Origin of the sequence: Pseudomonas sp. NCHU5216, assembly GCF_052156495.1 — a bacterium.
Taxonomy (GTDB): domain Bacteria; phylum Pseudomonadota; class Gammaproteobacteria; order Pseudomonadales; family Pseudomonadaceae; genus Aquipseudomonas.
The window spans coordinates 279,412-299,019 of the sequence record NZ_JBQLIX010000001.1 but is presented as its reverse complement, the minus strand read 5'-3'; the positions used below and the strand labels follow the sequence as shown (position 1 = coordinate 299,019).

18 protein-coding genes are annotated in these 19,608 nt (G+C 62.7%); 2 read left to right on the top strand and 16 right to left on the bottom strand.

The window, feature by feature from the left end; genetic code table 11:
• Nucleotides 1–49: 49 nt before the first annotated feature.
• From rnhB to rpsB, 15 genes are all read right to left on the bottom strand, one after another.
• Nucleotides 50–667: a ribonuclease HII gene (gene rnhB, locus ACSVIK_RS01360; RefSeq protein ID WP_442442566.1), complete on the bottom strand. Its 618-nt coding sequence runs from the start codon at nt 665–667 to the stop codon at nt 50–52.
• Complete coding sequence (gene lpxB, locus ACSVIK_RS01355) at nt 667–1,800, bottom strand: lipid-A-disaccharide synthase (protein WP_442442565.1); 1,134 nt, start codon at nt 1,798–1,800, stop codon at nt 667–669. The genes rnhB and lpxB overlap by 1 nt, the downstream gene beginning before the upstream one ends.
• A gap of 128 nt (nt 1,801–1,928) precedes the next feature.
• Nucleotides 1,929–2,705 carry an acyl-ACP--UDP-N-acetylglucosamine O-acyltransferase gene (gene lpxA, locus ACSVIK_RS01350; RefSeq protein WP_277374279.1) on the bottom strand — a complete coding sequence of 259 codons (777 nt, stop codon included), beginning with the start codon at nt 2,703–2,705 and terminating at the stop codon, nt 1,929–1,931.
• Nucleotides 2,702–3,142, bottom strand: coding sequence for a 3-hydroxyacyl-ACP dehydratase FabZ (fabZ, locus tag ACSVIK_RS01345; RefSeq protein WP_442442564.1), 441 nt, complete (start codon nt 3,140–3,142; stop codon nt 2,702–2,704). The genes lpxA and fabZ overlap by 4 nt, the downstream gene beginning before the upstream one ends.
• A gap of 47 nt (nt 3,143–3,189) precedes the next feature.
• Nucleotides 3,190–4,245: a UDP-3-O-(3-hydroxymyristoyl)glucosamine N-acyltransferase gene (lpxD, locus tag ACSVIK_RS01340; RefSeq protein WP_442442563.1), complete on the bottom strand. Its 1,056-nt coding sequence runs from the start codon at nt 4,243–4,245 to the stop codon at nt 3,190–3,192.
• A 2-nt stretch (nt 4,246–4,247) separates the two neighbouring features.
• Entirely contained in the window at nt 4,248–4,751 is a 504-nt protein-coding gene (locus tag ACSVIK_RS01335; protein WP_442442562.1) for an OmpH family outer membrane protein, read from the bottom strand.
• A 36-nt stretch (nt 4,752–4,787) separates the two neighbouring features.
• Nucleotides 4,788–7,148, bottom strand: coding sequence for an outer membrane protein assembly factor BamA (gene bamA / locus ACSVIK_RS01330; RefSeq protein ID WP_442442561.1), 2,361 nt, complete (start codon nt 7,146–7,148; stop codon nt 4,788–4,790).
• A gap of 73 nt (nt 7,149–7,221) precedes the next feature.
• Nucleotides 7,222–8,574 carry a sigma E protease regulator RseP gene (gene rseP, locus ACSVIK_RS01325; protein WP_442442560.1) on the bottom strand — a complete coding sequence of 451 codons (1,353 nt, stop codon included), beginning with the start codon at nt 8,572–8,574 and terminating at the stop codon, nt 7,222–7,224.
• Between the two features lie 19 nt (nt 8,575–8,593).
• Nucleotides 8,594–9,778 carry a 1-deoxy-D-xylulose-5-phosphate reductoisomerase gene (gene ispC / locus ACSVIK_RS01320; protein WP_442442559.1) on the bottom strand — a complete coding sequence of 395 codons (1,185 nt, stop codon included), beginning with the start codon at nt 9,776–9,778 and terminating at the stop codon, nt 8,594–8,596.
• Complete coding sequence (locus tag ACSVIK_RS01315) at nt 9,775–10,590, bottom strand: phosphatidate cytidylyltransferase (protein ID WP_442442558.1); 816 nt, start codon at nt 10,588–10,590, stop codon at nt 9,775–9,777. Before ACSVIK_RS01315 ends, ispC begins: the two co-directional genes overlap by 4 nt.
• Nucleotides 10,590–11,336, bottom strand: a complete 747-nt coding sequence (uppS, locus tag ACSVIK_RS01310) for a polyprenyl diphosphate synthase (RefSeq protein ID WP_268182460.1) — start codon at nt 11,334–11,336, stop codon at nt 10,590–10,592. The genes ACSVIK_RS01315 and uppS overlap by 1 nt, the downstream gene beginning before the upstream one ends.
• Nucleotides 11,337–11,354: 18 nt before the next feature.
• A complete protein-coding gene (gene frr / locus ACSVIK_RS01305) occupies nt 11,355–11,912 on the bottom strand; it encodes a ribosome recycling factor (RefSeq protein ID WP_442442557.1) in 558 nt (185 codons plus the stop codon).
• Nucleotides 11,909–12,652: a UMP kinase gene (pyrH, locus tag ACSVIK_RS01300; RefSeq protein WP_442442556.1), complete on the bottom strand. Its 744-nt coding sequence runs from the start codon at nt 12,650–12,652 to the stop codon at nt 11,909–11,911. Before pyrH ends, frr begins: the two co-directional genes overlap by 4 nt.
• A gap of 333 nt (nt 12,653–12,985) precedes the next feature.
• The gene (tsf, locus tag ACSVIK_RS01295; protein WP_442442555.1) at nt 12,986–13,849 is read right to left on the bottom strand and encodes a translation elongation factor Ts; all 864 of its coding nucleotides are present in this window, start codon (nt 13,847–13,849) and stop codon (nt 12,986–12,988) included.
• 128 nt (nt 13,850–13,977) lie between these two features.
• Nucleotides 13,978–14,721: a 30S ribosomal protein S2 gene (rpsB, locus tag ACSVIK_RS01290; protein ID WP_442442554.1), complete on the bottom strand. Its 744-nt coding sequence runs from the start codon at nt 14,719–14,721 to the stop codon at nt 13,978–13,980.
• Nucleotides 14,722–15,007: 286 nt separating this feature from the next.
• Between rpsB and map the strand changes: the two genes are divergently transcribed.
• Both map and ACSVIK_RS01280 read left to right on the top strand, forming a co-directional pair.
• On the top strand, nt 15,008–15,796 hold the full coding sequence (gene map / locus ACSVIK_RS01285) for a type I methionyl aminopeptidase (RefSeq protein WP_442442553.1): 789 nt from the start codon (nt 15,008–15,010) through the stop codon (nt 15,794–15,796).
• A 65-nt stretch (nt 15,797–15,861) separates the two neighbouring features.
• Complete coding sequence (locus ACSVIK_RS01280; RefSeq protein WP_442442552.1) at nt 15,862–18,561, top strand: [protein-PII] uridylyltransferase; 2,700 nt, start codon at nt 15,862–15,864, stop codon at nt 18,559–18,561.
• On the opposite strand, the gene ACSVIK_RS01275 is transcribed toward ACSVIK_RS01280, so the two are convergent.
• Nucleotides 18,551–18,829: a hypothetical protein gene (locus tag ACSVIK_RS01275; protein WP_442442551.1), complete on the bottom strand. Its 279-nt coding sequence runs from the start codon at nt 18,827–18,829 to the stop codon at nt 18,551–18,553. The two genes, ACSVIK_RS01280 and ACSVIK_RS01275, sit on opposite strands and share 11 nt — an antisense overlap.
• Nucleotides 18,830–19,608: the final 779 nt, after the last annotated feature.

Sequence of the window (19,608 nt, the reverse complement as noted above, 5' to 3'; positions counted from 1 at the left end):
GTTCGTAGCCCACGCTCCGGATTGCATCCGGGCTACGTCGCTTTTGCTCTTAACTTAGAACTTGAAGCCTGGGGCCTGAAGCTGCTTCTCTGACTGGCGCGAAGGAGTACCGATGGATCGGCGTCGGCCCCAGGCGCTTGAGCGCTTCGAGGTGCACGGGCGTGGGATAGCCCTTGTGCCCGGCGATGCCATAGCCGGGATAAAGCCGATCCAGCTCGAGCATCTCGCGATCACGGCTGACCTTGGCCAGGATCGAAGCAGCGGCAATCGTAGGCACGCGACTATCACCCTTGACCACCGGCGCACTGGGCACCGCCAGCCTGGGGCAACGGTTGCCATCGATCAGCGCCAGTTTCGGCGTCACGCTCAGCCCTTCAACAGCGCGCTGCATGGCCAGCATGGTGGCATGCAGGATATTCAGGCGGTCGATCTCATCCACCTCGGCGCGGGCGATGCACCAGGCCAGGGCTTTTTCCCGAATCTCGTCGAAAAGCGCTTCGCGGCGCGCCTCGGTGAGTTTCTTCGAGTCGTTCAGACCAAGAATCGGCCGCGTCGGATCGAGAATCACCGCCGCTGTTACTACCGCGCCACAAAGCGGGCCACGGCCCACTTCGTCGACCCCAGCGACCAGCTCTTCCACCAAGGTGAAATCCAAACCGAGCTGCATCAGTCGCGCCCCGCCAGCTTGAGCACCGCATCGGCGGCCGACACCGAAGCATCGCGGCGCAACGCGCGGTGAATCACGTCGAAACCCTCGGTCTGCACTTGCCCGCCATCGATCAGTGGTGCCAGCGCCTGGGCCAGCGCCTCTGGCGTTGCCGCCTCCTGAATCAGCTCGGGTACCAGCAGGCGCTCGGCCAAGAGGTTGGGCAGGGAAATATAGGGGCTTTTCACCAGGCGCTTGAGAATCCGATAGGTCAGCGGCGCCACGCGGTAAGCCACCACCATCGGGCGCTTGTACAGCAGCGCTTCCAGAGTCGCGGTACCCGAGGCGATCAGCACCGCATCGCAGGCGGCCAAGGCCTCGTGCGAGCGGCCATCGAGCAGGGTCAACGGCAGGTCGCGGCTGACCAGCATCTGTTCCAGTTGCTGGCGGCGCTCCGGGGTGGCGCAGGGCAACAGGAAGCGAATGCCAGGGCGCAGGGCACGCAGACGGATCGCCGCATCGAGGAACAGCTCGCCCAGGCGCGCCACCTCCCCGCCTCGGCTGCCGGGCATCAGGGCGACCACCGGCTCGTTCTGCGGCAGATCCAGCGCCTCGCGCGCGGCGGCGCGGTCAGCCTCTTGCGGGATGGCATCGGCCAGCGGATGCCCAACGAAACGCACCGGCACCTGATGGGCGTCGTAGAACTGCGCCTCGAACGGGAACAGGGTCAGCATCAGGTCACAAGCTTCGCGGATCTTCAGCACCCGCTTCTGCCGCCAGGCCCAGACCGACGGGCTGACGTAGTGCACGGTCTTGATTCCGGCGCGGCGCAGCTTGAGCTCCAGGCCCAGATTGAAGTCAGGGGCATCGATGCCGATGAACACGTCAGGCTTGGCGGCGATCAGATCGCGGGCCAACTGGCGGCGCCGGCCGAGCAGCTCGAACAGCCGGCCGAGCACCTCGACCAGGCCCATGACGGCCAGGCGCTCCATGGGAAAATAGGATTTCAGCCCCTCGGCCTCCATGCGTGCGCCACCGACACCGATGAACTCGGCATCGGGATGACGCTGTTTGATGGCCTGCATCAGGCCGGAGCCGAGGATGTCGCCGGACGCCTCACCGGCGACCAGGACGACGCGAAGAGGTCTGCTCATGGTCGTTTGGAACCTGTGGTAAATCTCGCGGGCCAGAGGCAAAGAGGCGGAGTCTACAGGCAGTCATGCCCGTTTGGCTCGAACTTGCGCGCGCAACCGCCCTTGCGTCCAACGGATCGGGCCGCTTCTCAGCGCGTGATGCCGCGCGTGGAAGCCTGGATGGAGTCGCGGAAGATGGCCACTTCCGGGAACTGGGCAGCGGATTCGGCCAGCTCGTTCAGCGCCTGCTCCACCGTCAAGCCTTGGCGATAGACCAGCTTGTAAGCCTTGCGCAGAGCGGCGATGGCCTCGGCGGAGAAGCCCCGACGACGCATGCCCTCGAAGTTCATGCTGCGTGCCTCGGCCGGGTTGCCGAACACGGTGACGAAAGCCGGAACGTCCTTGCCGATGGCGGTGCCCATGCCGGAGAAGCTGTGTGCGCCGATGCGGCAGAACTGATGCACCAGGGTATAGCCGGACAGAATCGCCCAGTCATCCACCCAGACGTGCCCGGCCAACGCGGTGTTGTTGACCAGGATGCAGTGGTTGCCGATCACGCTGTCGTGGCCGATATGGGCATAGGCCATGATCAGGTTGTGGTCACCCAGAGTGGTTTCACTGCGATCCTGCACCGTACCGCGGTGAATGGTGACGCCTTCGCGGATCACGTTGTGATCGCCGATCACCAGCCGCGTCGGTTCACCCTTGTACTTGAGGTCGGGCGTATCCTCACCCACCGAGGAAAACTGGTAGATGCGGTTGTGCTTGCCAATCACCGTCGGCCCCTTGAGCACCACGTGCGGGCCGATCACCGTACCCTCGCCGATTTCCACATCGGGCCCGACAATGCTCCACGGGCCGACGACGACGTCGTCGGCCAGTCTGGCACTGGGGTCGATGATGGCGCGAGGGTCGATCGAACTCATAGCTTGCGATCCGCGCAGATGATTTCAGCGGAGCAGACTTCCTTGCCGTCGACGGTGGCGCGGCACTCGAACTTCCAGATACTGCGGCGATCGCTCAGGTACTTGGCCTCCAGCACGAGCTGGTCGCCCGGCAGCACCGGAGAGCGAAAACGCAGCTTGTCGGAGCCGACGAAGTAGTAGAGGGTGCCGTCAGACGGCTTGATGCCCATCATCTTGAAGCCAAGAATGCCGGCGGCCTGGGCCATGGCTTCGATGATCAGCACGCCTGGCATGATCGGGTGCTCGGGGAAGTGCCCGTTGAAGAACGGCTCGTTGATGCTGACATTCTTATAGGCGCGAATCTGCTTGCCTTCGACGTCCAGGTCCACCACACGATCCACCAGCAGGAAGGGATAGCGGTGCGGCAAATATTCACGAATTTCGTTGATGTCCATCATGTCCGGTTAAGCCTGTAAGAAAAGAAAAGAGCACGGTCACACCGTGCTCAGGCATCAGATGAGGCGTTCGCCGTCTGGGTCACGGCGGCGAGCTGTTTTTCCAGCTCGCGCAGACGCTTGGCCATCTCGTCCAACTGACGAATACGCGCCGCGCTCTTCTTCCACTCGCCCGCTGGCTGCATGGCAGTGCCGGAAGAATAGGCCCCCGGCTCGGTGATCGAACGAGTCACCATCGTCATGCCGGTGACGAACACGTTGTCGCACACCTCGATATGCCCGACCATGCCGACGCCACCGGCGATCATGCAGTTCTTGCCGATCCTGGTGCTGCCGGAAATGCCGCAGCAGCCGGCCATGGCGGTGTTGTCGCCGATCTGCACGTTGTGCGCGATCATGATCTGGTTATCCAGCTTCACGCCGTTGCCGATCAGGGTGTCGGACAGCGCGCCACGATCCACCGTGGTGTTGGCGCCGATTTCCACGTCATCACCGATGGTCACCCCGCCGATCTGCGCGATCTTCTGCCAGACGCCCTTCTCGTTGGCGAAACCGAAGCCTTCGCCGCCGATCACCGCGCCGGACTGGATCACCACGCGCTTGCCGATGTGCACGTCGTGATACAGCGTCACACGCGGCGCCAGCCAGCCGCCTTCGCCGATCACGCTACGCGCCCCGATCACGCAATGCGCGCCGATGCTCACGCCAGCGGCAATCTGCGCCCCGCTCTCGACCACGGCATAGGCGCCGATGCTGGCACTCGAGTCGACCTGGGCATCGGCTGCCACCTGCGCCGTCGGGTGAATACCGGCAGCCGCCTTGGGCTTGCGGTCGAACAGGTGCGAGAGCTGGGCGTAGGCCAGGTAAGGGTTGGCCACGATCAGCGCATCGCCGGCATAGCCTTCGGCGTCAGCGGCGGTGAGCAGCACGGCACCAGCCTGGGTCTGCGCCAGGTACTTGCGGTACTGGGCATTGGCCAGGAAGCTCAACTGTTCGGGCCTGGCCTCCTGTAAGGTGGCCAGGCCCGAGATGACCCTGCCTTCGGCGCCACGCAGGGTGGCGCCCAGGCGCTCGGCCAACTGGCCGAGGGTGTAAGTCGCGGTCATGCTCAACGCATCTTGTTCATGCGCTCGATGACCTGGCGGGTGATGTCGTATTGAGGTTTGACATCGATCACCGCACCACGCTCGAGCACCAGGTCGAAGTTGCCGTTCTTGATCACTTCCTCGACAGCCTTGTCCAGGTTCGGCTTGAGCTTGGCCAACATCTCGCGATCGGCGATGGCCTTGGACTCGTTCAGCTCCTTGGACTGGAACTGGAAGTCGCGGGCCTTCTGCTTGAATTCCAGCTCCAGGCGCTCACGCTCGGCCTGTTGCATCTTCTCGCCTTCCTTGACCATGCGATCCTGGATGCGCTTGGCATCGCTCTCCAGGGTCTTCAGCTTGTTGAGCTGCGGGCCGAATTTCTTCTCGGCGTCCACGGCGTAGCGCTTGGCCGCATCCGACTCGAGCAGGGCCATTTGATAGTTCAGCACGGCCACTTTCATCTCGGCGAACGCCGGCGTGGCGATCAGGGCAGCGGTGAACAGAACCAGTTGAGTCAACTTACGCACAATGCACTCCTGCAACAAAACTGTTGGCTTTCGGTATTAGAAGGTTTGACCCAGGGAGAACTGGAAGACCTGAGTTTCGGCATCATTCGGTTTCTTGATCGGCATGGCCAGGCTGAAACTCAGCGGCCCCAACGCGGTAATCCAGGTCAGGCCGACACCCACGGAGCTGGCCATGCTGCTGAAGTCGATGTTGCAGCTATCGCTGATCTTCTTCTGGCTGGACGAGCAGTTGGTGTCGAACACGTTACCCACGTCCCAGAACAGCGAGGTACGCAGCGAGCGCTGATCCTTGACGAAGGGCAGCGGGAAGAGCATTTCCACCCCACCCTGCACCAGCACGTTACCACCGAACGGCAGCGGATCCTGATCCGGGTCACGCAGGGTGCCGGGCTTGTTACCGGAGCTCGGCGTGCTGCGCGGGCCAAGCGTGCTGTCCTTGAAGCCACGCACGGAGTTGAAACCACCGGCGTAGTAGTTCTCGTAGAACGGCAGCTCGGAAGTGGAGCCGTAGCTGTCACCGTAACCCAGCTCGGTGTGGAAGCGCAGGGTGTAGTTGTCGCTGATCGGGGTGAACACCTGGCCACGGTAGTCGAGCTTGTAGAACGACAGGTCGCTGCCCGGCAGGGTGGTTTCCAGCACCAGGCTTTGCGAATGGCCACGGTTGGCCAGCACGCCACGGTTGAGCGTGGACTCGGACCAGCCGATGGAACCCTTGAAGTTCAGGTAGTTGTCACCTTCCTGCTCGATGAAGTCGAAGATTTCATCGACGGTGTAGCGCCCGGTGTCGATGGTGTCCTGCTGCGCGGTGAGGCCATAGGTCAGGCGCGAGGTCTCGCTGATCGGGTAACCGATGCTGATACCGGCACCGAGGCTGTCCACCGAGTAGCTGGACACGTCGACATCGAGTTCGTCGTAGTCGGTGGTGCGGTAGAAGGCGTTGTAACCCAGGCTGACGCCATCGACCGTCCAGTAGGGATCGACGAAGCCGAAGCTGTAACGGGTCTGGTATTCGCTACGGGTCAGGCCGATGCTGACCTTGTTGCCGGTACCCAGGAAGTTGTTCTGGCTGATCGAGCCACCGAGGATCAGGCCGGCGTTCTGGGCGAAACCGACGCTGGCGGTGATGGAACCGGACGGCTGCTCCTCGACGCTGTAGTTGACGTCGATCTGGTCGTCGGTACCCGGCACCTGCGGGGTTTCCACGTTGACTTCCTTGAAGAAGCCCAGACGCTCCAGACGCACCTTGGACTGGTCGATCAGGTAGGTCGAGGCCCAGCCACCTTCCATCTGACGCATCTCGCGGCGCAGCACTTCGTCCTCGGACTTGGTGTTGCCGCGGAAGTTGATGCGGTTGACGTAGGCACGCTTGCCCGGATCGACGACGAAGGTGATGGAAACGGTGTTGTCCTCGTCGTGCGCCTGCGGCACGCCGTTGACGTTGGCGAAGGTGTAACCCTCGTTACCCAGGCGACGGGTGATCAGCTCGCTGGTGGTGGTCATCACCTTACGCGAGAAGACCTGCCCTTCCTTGACCAGCAGCAGGGCGCGGATCTCTTCTTCCGGCACCTTGAGGTCACCGGAGAGTTTCACGTCACGCACGCTGTACTTCTCACCCTCGTCGATGTTGACGGTGATGTAGACGTGCTTCTTGTCCGGGGTGATGGAGACCTGGGTGGAGCTGATATCCATGTTGATGTAGCCGCGATCCAGGTAGTAGGAGCGCAGACGCTCGAGGTCACCGGAGAGCTTTTCGCGGGCGTACTTGTCGTCGTTCTTGAAGAAGGACAGCCAGTTGGTGGTCTTGAGCTCGAACAGATCGGTCAGATCTTCATCGGAGAACACCGTGTTGCCCACCACGTTGATGTGGGAAATGGCGGCGACGGTGCCTTCGTTGATGGTGATCTTCAGCGCCACGCGGTTGCGCGGCTGCGGGATCACCTCGGTCTCGATCTCGGCCGAGTAGCGGCCCTGAGCTACGTACTGACGCTGCAGTTCGTTGCGCACGCCTTCGAGGGTGGCGCGCTGGAAGATCTCGCCCTCGGCCAGACCGGACTGGTTCAGACCCTTGAGCAGGTCTTCGGTGGTGATGGCCTTGTTGCCTTCGATCTCGATGCTGGAGATGGAAGGACGCTCGACCACGGTGACGACCAGCACGTTGCCATCACGGCCGAGCTGGATGTCCTGGAAGAAGCCGGTCTTGAACAGCGAGCGGGTAGCGTCGACGAGTTGACTGTCGTCGACCTGCTCACCCACGTTGAGCGGCAGAGCACCGAATACGCTCCCGGCGGAGACCCGCTGCAGTCCGTTGACACGTATATCGGAGATGGTGAAGGACTCGGCGTGAACTTCGGCGATCATCAATGCGGACAGCACCGCAGGTAGCAGCAGACGTTTCATGAAGTCCTTTCTTATTCCAACTGACGATAAAAAATCTGCCGCACTAGGCGACAGATTTGTAATTCAGCATGGGTTACAGACGACCAAGATCGTTGATCAGAGCCAGCAGCATGACTCCGACGACCAGGCTGATGCCGATCTGCATCCCCCAACCTTGAACCCGCTCAGACAAGGGGCGACCACGCACCCACTCGACCAGATAAAAAAGCAGATGCCCACCATCCAGCACGGGAATGGGCAGCAGATTGAGAACCCCCAGGCTAATGCTCAGGTAGGCCAGGAAATTCAGAAAATCCCCAAGCCCCGACTGAGCTGAAGCGCCCGCCACTTTAGCAATGGTTATCGGCCCGCTCAAGTTTTTTACCGAGAGCTCACCGAACAGCATTTTCTTCAGCGAATCGAGGGTCAGCACGCTCATCGCCCAGGTACGCCGTGCGCCTTCGGCAACGGCCTCGAGCGGCCCGTAGCGCACTTCGCGGAGCATTTCCGGCGGCCACTCGCCACCTTTCACCCCGGCGCCGAGATAGCCGCTGCGGGCCTCCCCCTCGCCACGGCTGGCCAGGGTCAGCGTCACCTCCTGGGCCTGACCGTCACGCTCGAAGCGCAACGTCACCCGCTGATCCGGCATGGCTCGCACTTTGTCCACCACCTGCTGCCAATCCTCCAGCGGCTGGCCGTCGAGCGCCAGCAGGCGATCTCCCGTGCGCAGACCGGCAGCCTGCGCCGGGCCTTGTGCATCCAGCTCGGCGAGTACCGGCGGCAGTGCCGGGCGCCACGGGCGTATGCCCAGCGAGCCGATGGGATCGGGCTCATCGGCACCCCGCAGCCAATTATCCAAGTGCACCTGCTTGACCGACTCGACCGTAGAGCCTGGTTCGCGCACACCGATATTCAGGGTGCCGCTCTCGCCCAGACGGCGCACCAGTTGCAGATTGATCGGCGCCCAGCCGGTCACGGCCTCACCGTTGACCGAAACGATTTCCTGCCCGGCATGCAGACCGGCCGCTGCGGCCAGGCTGCCCTGCTCCACCGCACCGATGACCGGGCGCACCTGCTGACTGCCGAGCATGGCCACAGCCCAGAAGAACACCAGGGCGAGGAGGAAGTTGGCGATGGGGCCGGCGGCAACGATGGCGATGCGCTGCCCCACCGTCTTGCGATTGAAGGCCTGATCGAGCAAGGCGGCGGGCACCTCGCCTTCGCGTTCGTCGAGCATCTTCACGTAGCCACCCAGCGGGATGGCAGCGATGACGAATTCGGTACCCTGACGGTCGTGCCAGCGCACCAGCGGGCTGCCGAAGCCGACGGAGAAACGCAGCACCTTGACGCCACAGCGCCGCGCCACCCAGAAATGGCCGAATTCGTGAAAGGTCACCAGCACACCCAGCGCGATCAGGGTGCCTACCAACATGTACAGCGCACTCATTTCTTCTCTCCATCCCGCCTCAACGGCGGGCAAGCCACTGCAGGGCCAGCTCACGCGCCTGGCGATCAGCCGCCAGCACGACATCGAGCGCTTCGACCACCTGCGCTGCCTGAGCGTTCAGGACGCTCTCGATCATACGCGCTATCTCGGTGAAGCGAATGCGCCGCTGCAGGAAGGCCTCGACCGCCACCTCGTTCGCCGCATTGAGCATCGCTGGTGCCGTGCCCCCTGTCTGCGCGGCCTCACGAGCCAGGCGCAGGCAGGGAAAACGCGCCTCGTCCGGGCGCTGGAAATCCAGACGACCGACGGCGAACAGATCCAGCGGTGCGACGCCGGAGTCGATGCGCTGCGGCCAGGCCAGGGCATGGGCGATGGGCGTGCGCATATCGGGGTTGCCCAACTGCGCCAGCACCGAGCCGTCGATGTAATCGACCAGCGAATGGATGACGCTCTGGCGGTGGATCACCACCTCGATCTGCTCGGGCCTGGCATCAAACAACCAGCACGCCTCGATCAGCTCCAGGCCCTTGTTCATCATGCTCGCCGAATCGACGGAAATCTTGCGCCCCATGGACCAGTTGGGGTGCGCGCAGGCCTGCTCGGGGGTGACCTGCTCCAGCTCGGCCAACGGCGTCTCGCGGAACGGCCCACCGGAAGCGGTAAGCAACACGCGGCGCACGCCTACCGGCGCCAAGCCACGTGCATAGTCGTGCGGCAGGCACTGGAAGATGGCGTTGTGCTCGCTGTCGATGGGCAGCAGGGTGGCACCGCTATCGCGTACCGCCTGCATGAACAGGGCGCCGGACATCACCAGCGCCTCCTTGTTGGCCAGCAGCACCTTCTTGCCAGCCTGAACGGCCGCCAGGGTGGGCGCGAGACCTGCCGCACCGACGATGGCCGCCATCACCACATCCACCTCGGCATGATCGGCGACGGCGCACAGCCCCTGCTCACCCAGCAACACCTCGGTGCTCAGACCGGCGTCACGCAGCGCAAAGCGCAACGGCTGCGCCGCCTGCTCATCCGGCACCACGACGAACGCCGGGCGGTGCCGCAGGCACAGCGCCTGCAGTTCGCTCAGACGGGTGAAGCCCGTCAGAGCGAAGACCTGATAACGTTCGGGATGACGCGCGATGACGTCCAGGGTGCTCAGGCCGATGGAGCCGGTCGCCCCCAGCACGGTGATACGCTGCACCTCACTCACAGCGAACCCCAGCCGGCCAGCCAGAGCAGTGCCGCGAACAACGGAATGGCCGCAGTCAGGCTATCGATACGATCCAGCACGCCACCATGCCCCGGCAGCAGGTTGCTGCTGTCCTTGATCCCGGACTGGCGCTTGAACATGCTCTCGGTGAGATCGCCAACCACCGACGCCATCACCACCAGCGCCGCACCCAGCAGCGCCAGCACCAGCGAGCCAGTGCTCCAGCCCTGCTGCAGGCCGACCAGCAAGGTGATCAGCAGGCTGGCGGTGAGACCACCATAGAAACCTTCCCAGCTCTTGCCAGGACTGACCCGCGGCGCCAGCTTGCGCTTGCCGAAGGCCTTGCCAGAAAAATACGCGCCGATATCGGCCCCCCAGACCAGCAGCATGACGGCGATGATCAGGCCATTGGCCTGCGGCCACTGCTTGAGCAGAACCAGCCCCTGCCAGGCCGGCAGGAGAATCAGCAGACCGATCAACAGACGGCCGGGCAAACCACCCCAGTAACGGCTGCTATCGGGATAGCCGAGCACCAGCCAGGTCGCGGCCAGCCACCAGAGCACCGCCAGCGCCAGGATCAAGGGCGCCAGGCCAGGCAACAGATAGAGCACCGCCAGCAGCAAGGCCACCGCAGCCGCATAGGCGACACGCAGGCCCTGCGACTCGAAGCCCGCCAGGCGTGCCCACTCCCAGGCCCCCAGACTGACCACCGCACCGATGAACAGGGCGAACGCCAGGCCATCGAGGAGGAAAAAGCCCCCCAGGGCGATGGGCAGCAGCACCAGTGCCGTGATGATTCGTTGCTTCAACATCAGGAGCGCGCCTCGGCTGCCACCTGCTCGCTGGTCTTGCCGAAGCGACGCTGGCGGGTAGCGAAATCGGCCAGCGCCTTGCGCATGGCCTCGTGCTTGAAATCCGGCCAGTACAGGTCGGAGAAGTACAGCTCACTGTAGGCCAACTGCCAGAGCAAGAAGTTGCTGATGCGATGCTCGCCACCGGTACGAATGCACAGATCCGGCAACGGCATGTCGCCGGTGGCCAGACAGCCCTGCAGCACCTCGGCACTGATCTCCTCGGGCAGCAGATGCCCGGCCTGCACCTCACGCGCCAGACGCTGGGTGGCCTGAACGATGTCCCACTGCCCGCCATAGTTGGCGGCGATCTGCAGGGTGAAACGACGCTTGCCGGCGGTCAGCGCCTCGGCCTCGCGCATGGCAGCCTGCAGCTCGGGATGGAAGCGTGAGCGATCACCGATGATGCGCAAGGCGATGTCGTTGTCCAACAGCTTCTTCGCCTCACGCCGCAGCGCACCGAGGAACAGCTCCATCAGTGCCCCCACCTCATCGGCGGGACGCTGCCAGTTCTCGCTGGAGAAGGCGAACAGCGTCAGCACCTCGACGCCCGACTCGGCACACACCTCGATCACCGCACGCACCGCGTCGACCCCGGCCTTGTGCCCGGCCACACCTGGCAACAGGCGCTTTCTGGCCCAGCGGTTGTTGCCATCCATGATGATGGCGACGTGCCTCGGCACCGCGCCCTGCTTGTTCTTATCCATGTCGGAAAGCCTGTGCCGTCAAACGGCCATCAGGTCTTTTTCCTTGACCTCCAGAGCCTTGTCGACATCGGCAATGAACTTGTCGGTGATCTTCTGCAGCTCGTCAGCGGCACGACGCTCTTCGTCCTCGCTGATTTCCTTGGCCTTGGCCAGCTTCTTCAGCTCGGCCAGGGCATCACGACGCACGTTGCGCACCGCGACCTTGGCGTCTTCGGCCACGCCACGCGCCTGCTTGGTGTAGCCCTTGCGGGTCTCCTCGGTGAGGGCCGGCATCGGTACGCGGATGGTGGTCCCGGCGCTGGATGGGTTCAGGCCCAGGTCGGAGGTCAGGATGGCCTTTTCGATGGCGGCACTGAGGTTCTTGTCGTGAGCGACGATCTTCAGGGTACGGGCATCTTCGACGGTGATCGCAGCCACCTGGTTGAGCGGCATCTCGCTACCCCAGGCCGGCACCTTGACGCTGTCGAGAATGCTCGGGTGGGCACGCCCCGTGCGGATGGACGCCAGGTTACGATCCAGCGCCTCCAGGGATTTGCCCATACGCTCCTGAGCGTCTTTCTTGATGTCGTTGATCATTGTGCTTCCTCCTCGATCAGGGTTCCTTCGGCGCCGCCTACCACCACGTTCAGCAGGGCGCCCGGCTTGTTCATGTTGAAGACCCGCAGCGGCATGGTGTGATCGCGGCACAGGCAGATGGCGGTCAGATCCATCACCCCCAGCTTGCGATCGAGCACCTCGTCATAGGTCAGGCGCTCGAACTTCTCGGCATGCGGATCCTTGAACGGGTCGGCAGTGTACACGCCATCGACCTTGGTCGCCTTCAGTACTACGTCGGCATCGATCTCGATGGCGCGCAGGCAGGCAGCCGAATCGGTGGTGAAGAAGGGGTTGCCGGTACCGGCGGCGAAGATCACCACCTCGCCGGTCTTGAGGTGGCGCATGGCCTTGCGGCGATCGTAGTGATCGGTCACGCCGACCATGGAAATCGCCGACATGACGATGGCCGGGATGTTCGAGCGCTCCAGGGCGTCACGCATGGCCAGGGCGTTCATCACCGTGGCCAGCATGCCCATGTGGTCGCCGGTGACGCGATCCATACCGGCAGCGGACAGCGCCGCGCCGCGGAACAGGTTGCCGCCACCGATCACCAGGCCGACCTGCACGCCGATGCCGACCAGTTGGCCGACTTCCAGCGCCATGCGATCGAGCACCTTGGGATCGATGCCGAAGTCTTCCGAGCCCATCAGGGCCTCGCCGCTGAGTTTGAGCAGAATGCGTTTGTAACGAGGTTGGCGACCAGTCGTCTGCTGAGCCATTGCAAGTCTCTCCTGCGGCGATGTGTGTTCTGGGCGCAGCGCACCTTAGGCTTTGTACGAAAAGTGCCTGCGCTCGCTGATGCTGCGTTGAAATCGCTCTCAGAATGCTCATTTACAACGCGTAAACTGCGCTTCTTCGAGCGATTTCGCCTTGCCTGACCTTCGCTCGACGACTTTTCGTACAGAGCCTAGGCACGGCTGCTATCTGGCACTTTGACAGTGCCGGCGGCCGTTCGTTGGAGCGGCCGCCATAATCATTCTTACCCCTTATTCGGCAAAGAGGCCGCCCGCGCAAACGGGCAGCCTCTTTGGGGGTACATACCGAAAAACCGCTTACTGCTTGCTGGCAGCAACCTGAGCGGCCACTTCGGCAGCGAAGTCGGTCTCGGCCTTCTCGATGCCCTCGCCCACTTCGTAACGCACGAAGGAAACGACCTCGGCACCGGCTTTCTTCACCAGGTCACCGACCTTGACTTCCGGATCCATGATGAAGGCTTGCTCGACCAGGCTGGCTTCGGCCAGGAACTTGGCAATACGGCCCTTGACCATGTTCTCGACGATGTTTTCCGGTTTGCCGGCGATCTTCTCGGCATTCAGTTGCAGGAAGATTTCCTTCTCCTTGGCAACCAGCTCCTCGGACACCTGATCCGGGGAAACCACGGCCGGGTTCGAAGCAGCAACGTGCATGGCAACGTGCTTGGCCAGTTCGTCGTTACCGCCCTTCAGAACGACCAGAACACCGATACGGTGGCCGTGCAGGTAGGCGCCCACGGTGTCACCGGTCACAGCGGTCAGACGACGGATGTTGACGTTCTCGCCGCACTTGGCAACCAGGGCTTCACGAGCCGACTCGCGGGAAGCGATCAGCGGAGCGGCTTCGGTCAGGTTATTCTCGAAGGCTTCGTCCAGGCTTTCCTTGACGAAGGCTTTGAAGTCGTCCTGCAGAGCCAGGAAGTCGGTCTGCGAGTTGACTTCGATGATCAGGCCACGGCCACCTTCGACACGAACGGCGATGGAGCCTTCGGCAGCGATGTTGCCGGCCTTCTTGGCAGCCTTGATGGCGCCGGAAGCGCGCATGTCATCAATGGCTTTTTCGATGTCGCCACCAGCAGCAACCAGGGCCTTCTTGCATTCCATCATGCCTTGGCCGGTACGCTCGCGCAGTTCTTTGACCAGGGCTGCAGTAATCTCTGCCATCTTGAAAATCCTCTCGGTAGGTCTTCAACCATTCACCCGTCAGGCGGGTGAGCAAATCTGTGAGTGGCAAAAAGGGGGCCTAGCCCCCTTCTTGCTCAGCACGCACGCTATATGAGCGACGTTACTGCTTAGCCTTCGGCAGCTTCGGCAGCCGGTGCTTCTTCGATGAACTCTTCGGTGGCACCGCCAGCGTTGCTGCGACCACGGATCACGGCGTCGGCCATGGCACCCATGTACAGCTGGATGGCGCGGATGGCGTCGTCGTTACCCGGGATGATGTAGTCAACGCCTTCCGGGCTGCTGTTGGTATCGACAACGCCGATGACCGGAATGCCCAGCTTGTTGGCTTCGGTGATGGCGATGCGCTCGTGGTCGACGTCGATCACGAACAGCGCGTCCGGCAGGCCGCCCATGTCCTTGATACCACCCAGGCTGCGATCCAGTTTTTCCAGGTCGCGGCTACGCATCAGGGCTTCTTTCTTGGTCAGCTTGGCGAAGGTGCCGTCCTGGGACTGGGTTTCCAGCTCGCGCAGGCGTTTGATCGAAGCACGGATGGTCTTGTAGTTGGTCAGCATGCCGCCCAACCAGCGGTGATCGACGAACGGCGAACCGCAACGAGCGGCTTCTTCGCGAACGATCTTGCCAGCGGAACGCTTGGTGCCGACGAACAGGATCTTGTTCTTGCCAGCAGCCAGCTTTTCAACGAACGACAGGGCGTCGTTGAACATCGGCAGGGTTTTTTCGAGGTTGATGATGTGAATCTTGTTACGCGCACCGAAAATGTACTTGCCCATTTTCGGGTTCCAGTAACGGGTCTGGTGGCCGAAGTGCACACCGGCCTTCAGCATATCGCGCATGTTGACTTGGGACATGATAGTTCCTTGATAAGTCGGGTTAGGCCTCCACGTATCCCAGCTTCCAACCCCCGAACTTGTCGAAAGGCACCCAGGAAACCGTGTCGATACGTGTGTGGGTTTGAGCTTTCGGGCATGCTGCCCGTAAAGCGGCGCGTTTTATACCACAGAAAGCAGCTGCAAGCTACAGGCGGCAAGCTGCAAGCAGAGCACAAGCCTGTAGCTTGCCGCCTGCGGCCTGTAGCCCAAAGCCCGTAGCTGTTAAGATGAGCGTCTTTTTTCCGCGTGCCCCCGAGAGCCTGCCATGACCGTCACCATCAAATCCGCCGAAGAAATCGAGAAAATGCGCGTCGCCGGCCGCCTGGCCGCCGAGGTGCTGGAGATGATCGGCGAACACGTCAAGCCGGGCGTGACCACCGAAGAGCTCGACCGCATCTGCCACGACTATATTGTCAACGTGCAGCAGGCCATCCCTGCACCACTCAACTACCGCGGCTTCCCCAAGTCGATCTGCACCTCGATCAACCATGTGGTGTGCCACGGCATCCCCAACGACAAGCCGCTCAAGGACGGCGACGTGCTGAACATCGACATCACCGTGATCAAGGACGGCTACCACGGCGACACCAGCAAGATGTTCATGGTCGGCAAGGTGGCGGAATGGGCCGAGCGCCTGGCCAGGATCACCCAGGAATGCATGTATAAAGGCATCGAGCTGGTCAAACCGGGCGCGCGCCTGGGCGACATCGGCGAAGTGATCCAGAAGCACGCCGAGAAGAACGGTTTCTCTGTGGTGCGCGAGTACTGCGGCCATGGTATCGGCGCGGTGTTCCACGAAGAGCCGCAGGTGCTGCACTACGGCAAGGCCGGCACCGGCATGGAACTCAAGGAAGGCATGACCTTCACCATCGAGCCGATGATCAACCAGGGCCGCCCGGAAACCCGCCTGCTCGGCGACGGCTGGACCGCGATCACCAAGGATCGCAAGCTGTCGGCGCAGTGGGAGCACACCGTGCTGGTCACCGCCGATGGCTATGAGATCCTCACCCTGCGCAGCGACGACACCATCGCGCGCACCTCGTCCGGGCAGTGACCGCAACACCCTGAACTCAAGTGGTGCGCACAGCGCACCCTGGCTTATATAAGGAAGGCGCCTGCATGCCGCAGATGGATACCGAACTGTTCGACCGCGGCCAGTTCCAGGCCGAACTGGCACTCAAATCCAGCCCCATCGCCGCCTTCAAGAAAGCCATCCGCCAGGCGCATGAAGTGCTCGACTCGCGCTATCGGGCTGGCCGCGAGATCCGCCGCCTGGTGGAGGATCGCGCCTGGTTCGTCGACCAGATCCTGCAGGAAGCCTGGAAGCGCTTCACCTGGTGCGAGGATGCCGACATCGCCCTGCTCGCCGTCGGCGGCTATGGTCGCGGCGAACTGCACCCCTATTCCGACATCGACCTGCTGATCCTGCTCGACAGCAGTGACCACGAAATCTTCCGTGAGCCCATCGAAGGCTTCCTCACCCTGCTCTGGGACATCGGCCTGGAAGTGGGCCAGAGCGTGCGCTCGGTCGACGAGTGCGCCGAAGAGGCCCGCGCCGACCTGACGGTGATCACCAACCTGATGGAAAGCCGCACCATCGCCGGCCCCGAACACCTGCGCCAGCGCATGCAGCAGGTCACCAGCCCGGAGCAGATGTGGCCGAGCAAGCACTTCTATCTGGCCAAGCGCGAGGAGCGCAAGGCGCGCCACGGCAAGTACAACGACACCGAATACAACCTCGAACCCAACGTCAAGGGTTCGCCCGGCGGCCTGCGCGACATCCAGACCGTGCTCTGGGTGGCCCGTCGCCAGTTCGGCACGCTCAACCTGCAGGCCCTGGTCAGCCATGGCTTCCTGCTGGAGAGCGAATACGCCCTGCTCGCCTCCAGCCAGGAGTTCCTGTGGAAGGTGCGCTACGCCCTGCACATGCTTGCCGGGCGCGCCGAAGACCGCCTGCTGTTCGATTATCAAGTGAAGATCGCCGCCCTGTTCGGCTACAAGGACGGCGACGGCAAGCGCAGCATCGAACACTTCATGCAGAAGTACTACCGGGTGGTCATGGGCATTTCCGAATTGTCGGATCTGCTCAACCAGCATTTCGAGGAAGTCATCCTGCGCGCCGCCGAAAGCAGCCAGTGCACACCGCTGAACAGCCGCTTCCAGGTGCGTGACGGCTACATCGAGGCCATTCACCCCAACATCTTCAAGCGCACCCCCTTCGCCATCCTCGAAATCTTCGTGCTGATGGCCCAGCATCCGGAAATCAAGGGCGTGCGCGCCGGCACCATCCGCCTGCTGCGCGACAGCCGCCACCTGATCGACGACGACTTCCGCAAGGACATCCGCAACACCAGCCTGTTCATCGAGCTGTTCAAGTGCAAGGAAGGCATTCACCGCAACCTGCGGCGGATGAACCGCTACGGCATCCTCGGCCGCTACCTGCCGGAGTTCGGCCATATCGTCGGGCAGATGCAGCACGACCTGTTCCACATCTATACGGTCGACGCGCACACCCTCAACCTGATCAAGCACCTGCGCAAGTTCCGCTGGCCGGAGCTGGCGGAGAAATTCCCGCTGGCCAGCAAGATCATCGAGCGCCTGCCAAAGCCCGAGCTGATCTACCTGGCCGGGCTCTACCATGACATCGGCAAGGGCCGTGGCGGCGACCACTCCGAACTGGGCGCGCTGGATGCCGAGGCCTTCGCCCGTCGCCACCACCTGCCGGCCTGGGACAGCGCGCTGATCGTCTGGCTGGTGCAGCACCACCTGGTGATGTCCACCACCGCACAGCGCAAGGATCTCTCCGACCCGCAGGTGATCCACGACTTCGCCCAGCTGGTCGGCGACCAGACCCACCTGGAATACCTCTACGTGCTGACCGTGGCCGACATCAACGCCACCAACCCCAGTCTGTGGAACTCCTGGCGCGCCAGCCTGCTGCGCCAGCTCTACACCGAAACCAAGCGCGCCCTGCGTCGCGGTCTGGAAAACCCGGTGGACCGCGAAGAACAGATTCGCCAGACGCAGAACGCCGCTCTGGACACCCTGGTACGCAGCGGCACCGACCCGGACGATGCCGAGCAGCTATGGAGCCAGCTCGGCGACGACTACTTCCTGCGCCATACCGCCAGCGACGTGGCCTGGCACACCGATGCCATCCTCCAGCACCCCAACGATGGCGGGCCACTGGTACTGATCAAGGAAACCACCCAGCGCGAGTTCGAGGGTGGCACGCAGATCTTCATCTATGCCCCCGACCAGCACGACTTCTTCGCCGTGACGGTGGCCGCGATGAGCCAGCTCAACCTGAGCATTCACGACGCACGAATCATCACCTCCACCAGCCAGTTCACCCTCGATACCTACATCGTGCTGGATGCCGACGGCAGTTCGATCGGCAACAACCCGGCACGCATCGAACAGATTCGCGAGGGACTGATCACTGCCTTGCGCAACCCAGACGACTACCCCACCATCATCCAGCGCCGGGTGCCACGTCAGCTCAAGCACTTCGCCTTCGCCCCGCAGGTGACCATCCACAACGACGCCCAGCGCCCGGTGACCATCCTCGAGCTGACCGCGCCGGATCGCCCGGGGCTGCTGGCACGGATCGGGCGCATCTTCCTCGAATACGACCTGTCGTTGCAGAACGCCAAGATCGCCACTTTGGGCGAGCGGGTCGAGGACGTGTTCTTCATCACCGACGACAAGGGTCAGCCGTTGTCCGACCCCGAATTCTGCGCGCGCCTGCAGGAAGCGATCATCGCCAAGCTCGCAGAGCCAAGCACACCCAGCCCGGCGCAGAGCATTACCTTCTGAGGGAGGCTGTCGCGTCGCGGATTTCTCCGTGAAACGGCTGGCCCATGGCCGCCAGCATCGCGAATGAACTCGCCTGCAAAAGGGTTCTTTGCGGAATCTCGGGATAGGTGGTTTTGATACTGGACTGGCAAGTTTGTGTGTTGTTTGGTGTTCTGGACGCCGCTTCGGTGTATTCAGAGATTCCGGGTTTCGCCCCCTCGGGCGACTCACTTTTCTTTGAAATCGGATTGCCGCCCAGCACAAAGAAAAGTAAGCAAAAGAAACGCACCCCCGCCATCCGGCCCCGGCTGCGCCGGGGTTCGTTCGCTCCATCATTGCTCCGAAGGCCCGACCGGATGCGGCCCACCGACGAAGGGCCATCCCTGGCCAGTCGCGGCTCTCGCGGCATCCATGCCGCTCAACCCTCTACACAACGATTCCACTCACCCTCCTGAAGGGGGGACATTCGCGCGCCTGAGCGAACCGGCATTCCAAGGTCTGCTCGGCGTGTTCTGGTAGCAGTGGAACCACGACGTGACTGTCGAATTAAACCAATAGTTTCATTCCCGTAGGGCGTACTCGCGAAGCAGTACGCCGCTGGGAGTACGGGACGTAGGTTGCGGTGCCGAACTCGGCATGGCCCGGCGGACTGTTCGCTGGCGCTCCTGAGTCCGCCCTACGACTTCTCTCCCAAACACTCCGCGCTATTTCTGGATTACCTCGGGTTCAGGCGCGTGCAGAGCCCGCCCAGGAGGGCGAACGGAATCGTTGTGGAAGAGGTCGAGCGGCATGGATGCCGCGACGACTGCATGGATGCAGGAGGTAGAGCGACGCAGGATGCCAAAGCCGAGAGCCGCGATGGGCCAGGGATGGCCCACCGCGGCGGGCCTCTGGAGCAGCGATGGAGTGAGCGAACCCTGGCGCAGCCAGGGCCGGATGATCGGGCGGAGGGTTTGGTTACTTTGCCCGCAAAGTGACTCGCCCGGGAGGGCGAAATCAGAAACATCAACAAAAACGCGGCAATCCGGAACAGGCATCAGAAAAAACCAACACACAAACTTGCCAGTC

Excerpts from the sequence above, each read along its gene's own strand:
- rnhB (WP_442442566.1), bottom strand. The coding sequence starts at position 667 with ATGCAGCTCGGTTTGGATTTCACCTTGGTGGAAGAGCTGGTCGCTGGG.
- lpxB (WP_442442565.1), bottom strand. The coding sequence starts at position 1,800 with ATGAGCAGACCTCTTCGCGTCGTCCTGGTCGCCGGTGAGGCGTCCGGC.
- lpxA (WP_277374279.1), bottom strand. The coding sequence starts at position 2,705 with ATGAGTTCGATCGACCCTCGCGCCATCATCGACCCCAGTGCCAGACTG.
- fabZ (WP_442442564.1), bottom strand. The coding sequence starts at position 3,142 with ATGATGGACATCAACGAAATTCGTGAATATTTGCCGCACCGCTATCCC.
- lpxD (WP_442442563.1), bottom strand. The coding sequence starts at position 4,245 with ATGACCGCGACTTACACCCTCGGCCAGTTGGCCGAGCGCCTGGGCGCC.
- bamA (WP_442442561.1), bottom strand. The coding sequence starts at position 7,148 with ATGAAACGTCTGCTGCTACCTGCGGTGCTGTCCGCATTGATGATCGCC.
- rseP (WP_442442560.1), bottom strand. The coding sequence starts at position 8,574 with ATGAGTGCGCTGTACATGTTGGTAGGCACCCTGATCGCGCTGGGTGTG.
- ACSVIK_RS01315 (WP_442442558.1), bottom strand. The coding sequence starts at position 10,590 with ATGTTGAAGCAACGAATCATCACGGCACTGGTGCTGCTGCCCATCGCC.
- uppS (WP_268182460.1), bottom strand. The coding sequence starts at position 11,336 with ATGGATAAGAACAAGCAGGGCGCGGTGCCGAGGCACGTCGCCATCATC.
- frr (WP_442442557.1), bottom strand. The coding sequence starts at position 11,912 with ATGATCAACGACATCAAGAAAGACGCTCAGGAGCGTATGGGCAAATCC.
- pyrH (WP_442442556.1), bottom strand. The coding sequence starts at position 12,652 with ATGGCTCAGCAGACGACTGGTCGCCAACCTCGTTACAAACGCATTCTG.
- tsf (WP_442442555.1), bottom strand. The coding sequence starts at position 13,849 with ATGGCAGAGATTACTGCAGCCCTGGTCAAAGAACTGCGCGAGCGTACC.
- rpsB (WP_442442554.1), bottom strand. The coding sequence starts at position 14,721 with ATGTCCCAAGTCAACATGCGCGATATGCTGAAGGCCGGTGTGCACTTC.
- map (WP_442442553.1), top strand. The coding sequence starts at position 15,008 with ATGACCGTCACCATCAAATCCGCCGAAGAAATCGAGAAAATGCGCGTC.
- ACSVIK_RS01280 (WP_442442552.1), top strand. The coding sequence starts at position 15,862 with ATGCCGCAGATGGATACCGAACTGTTCGACCGCGGCCAGTTCCAGGCC.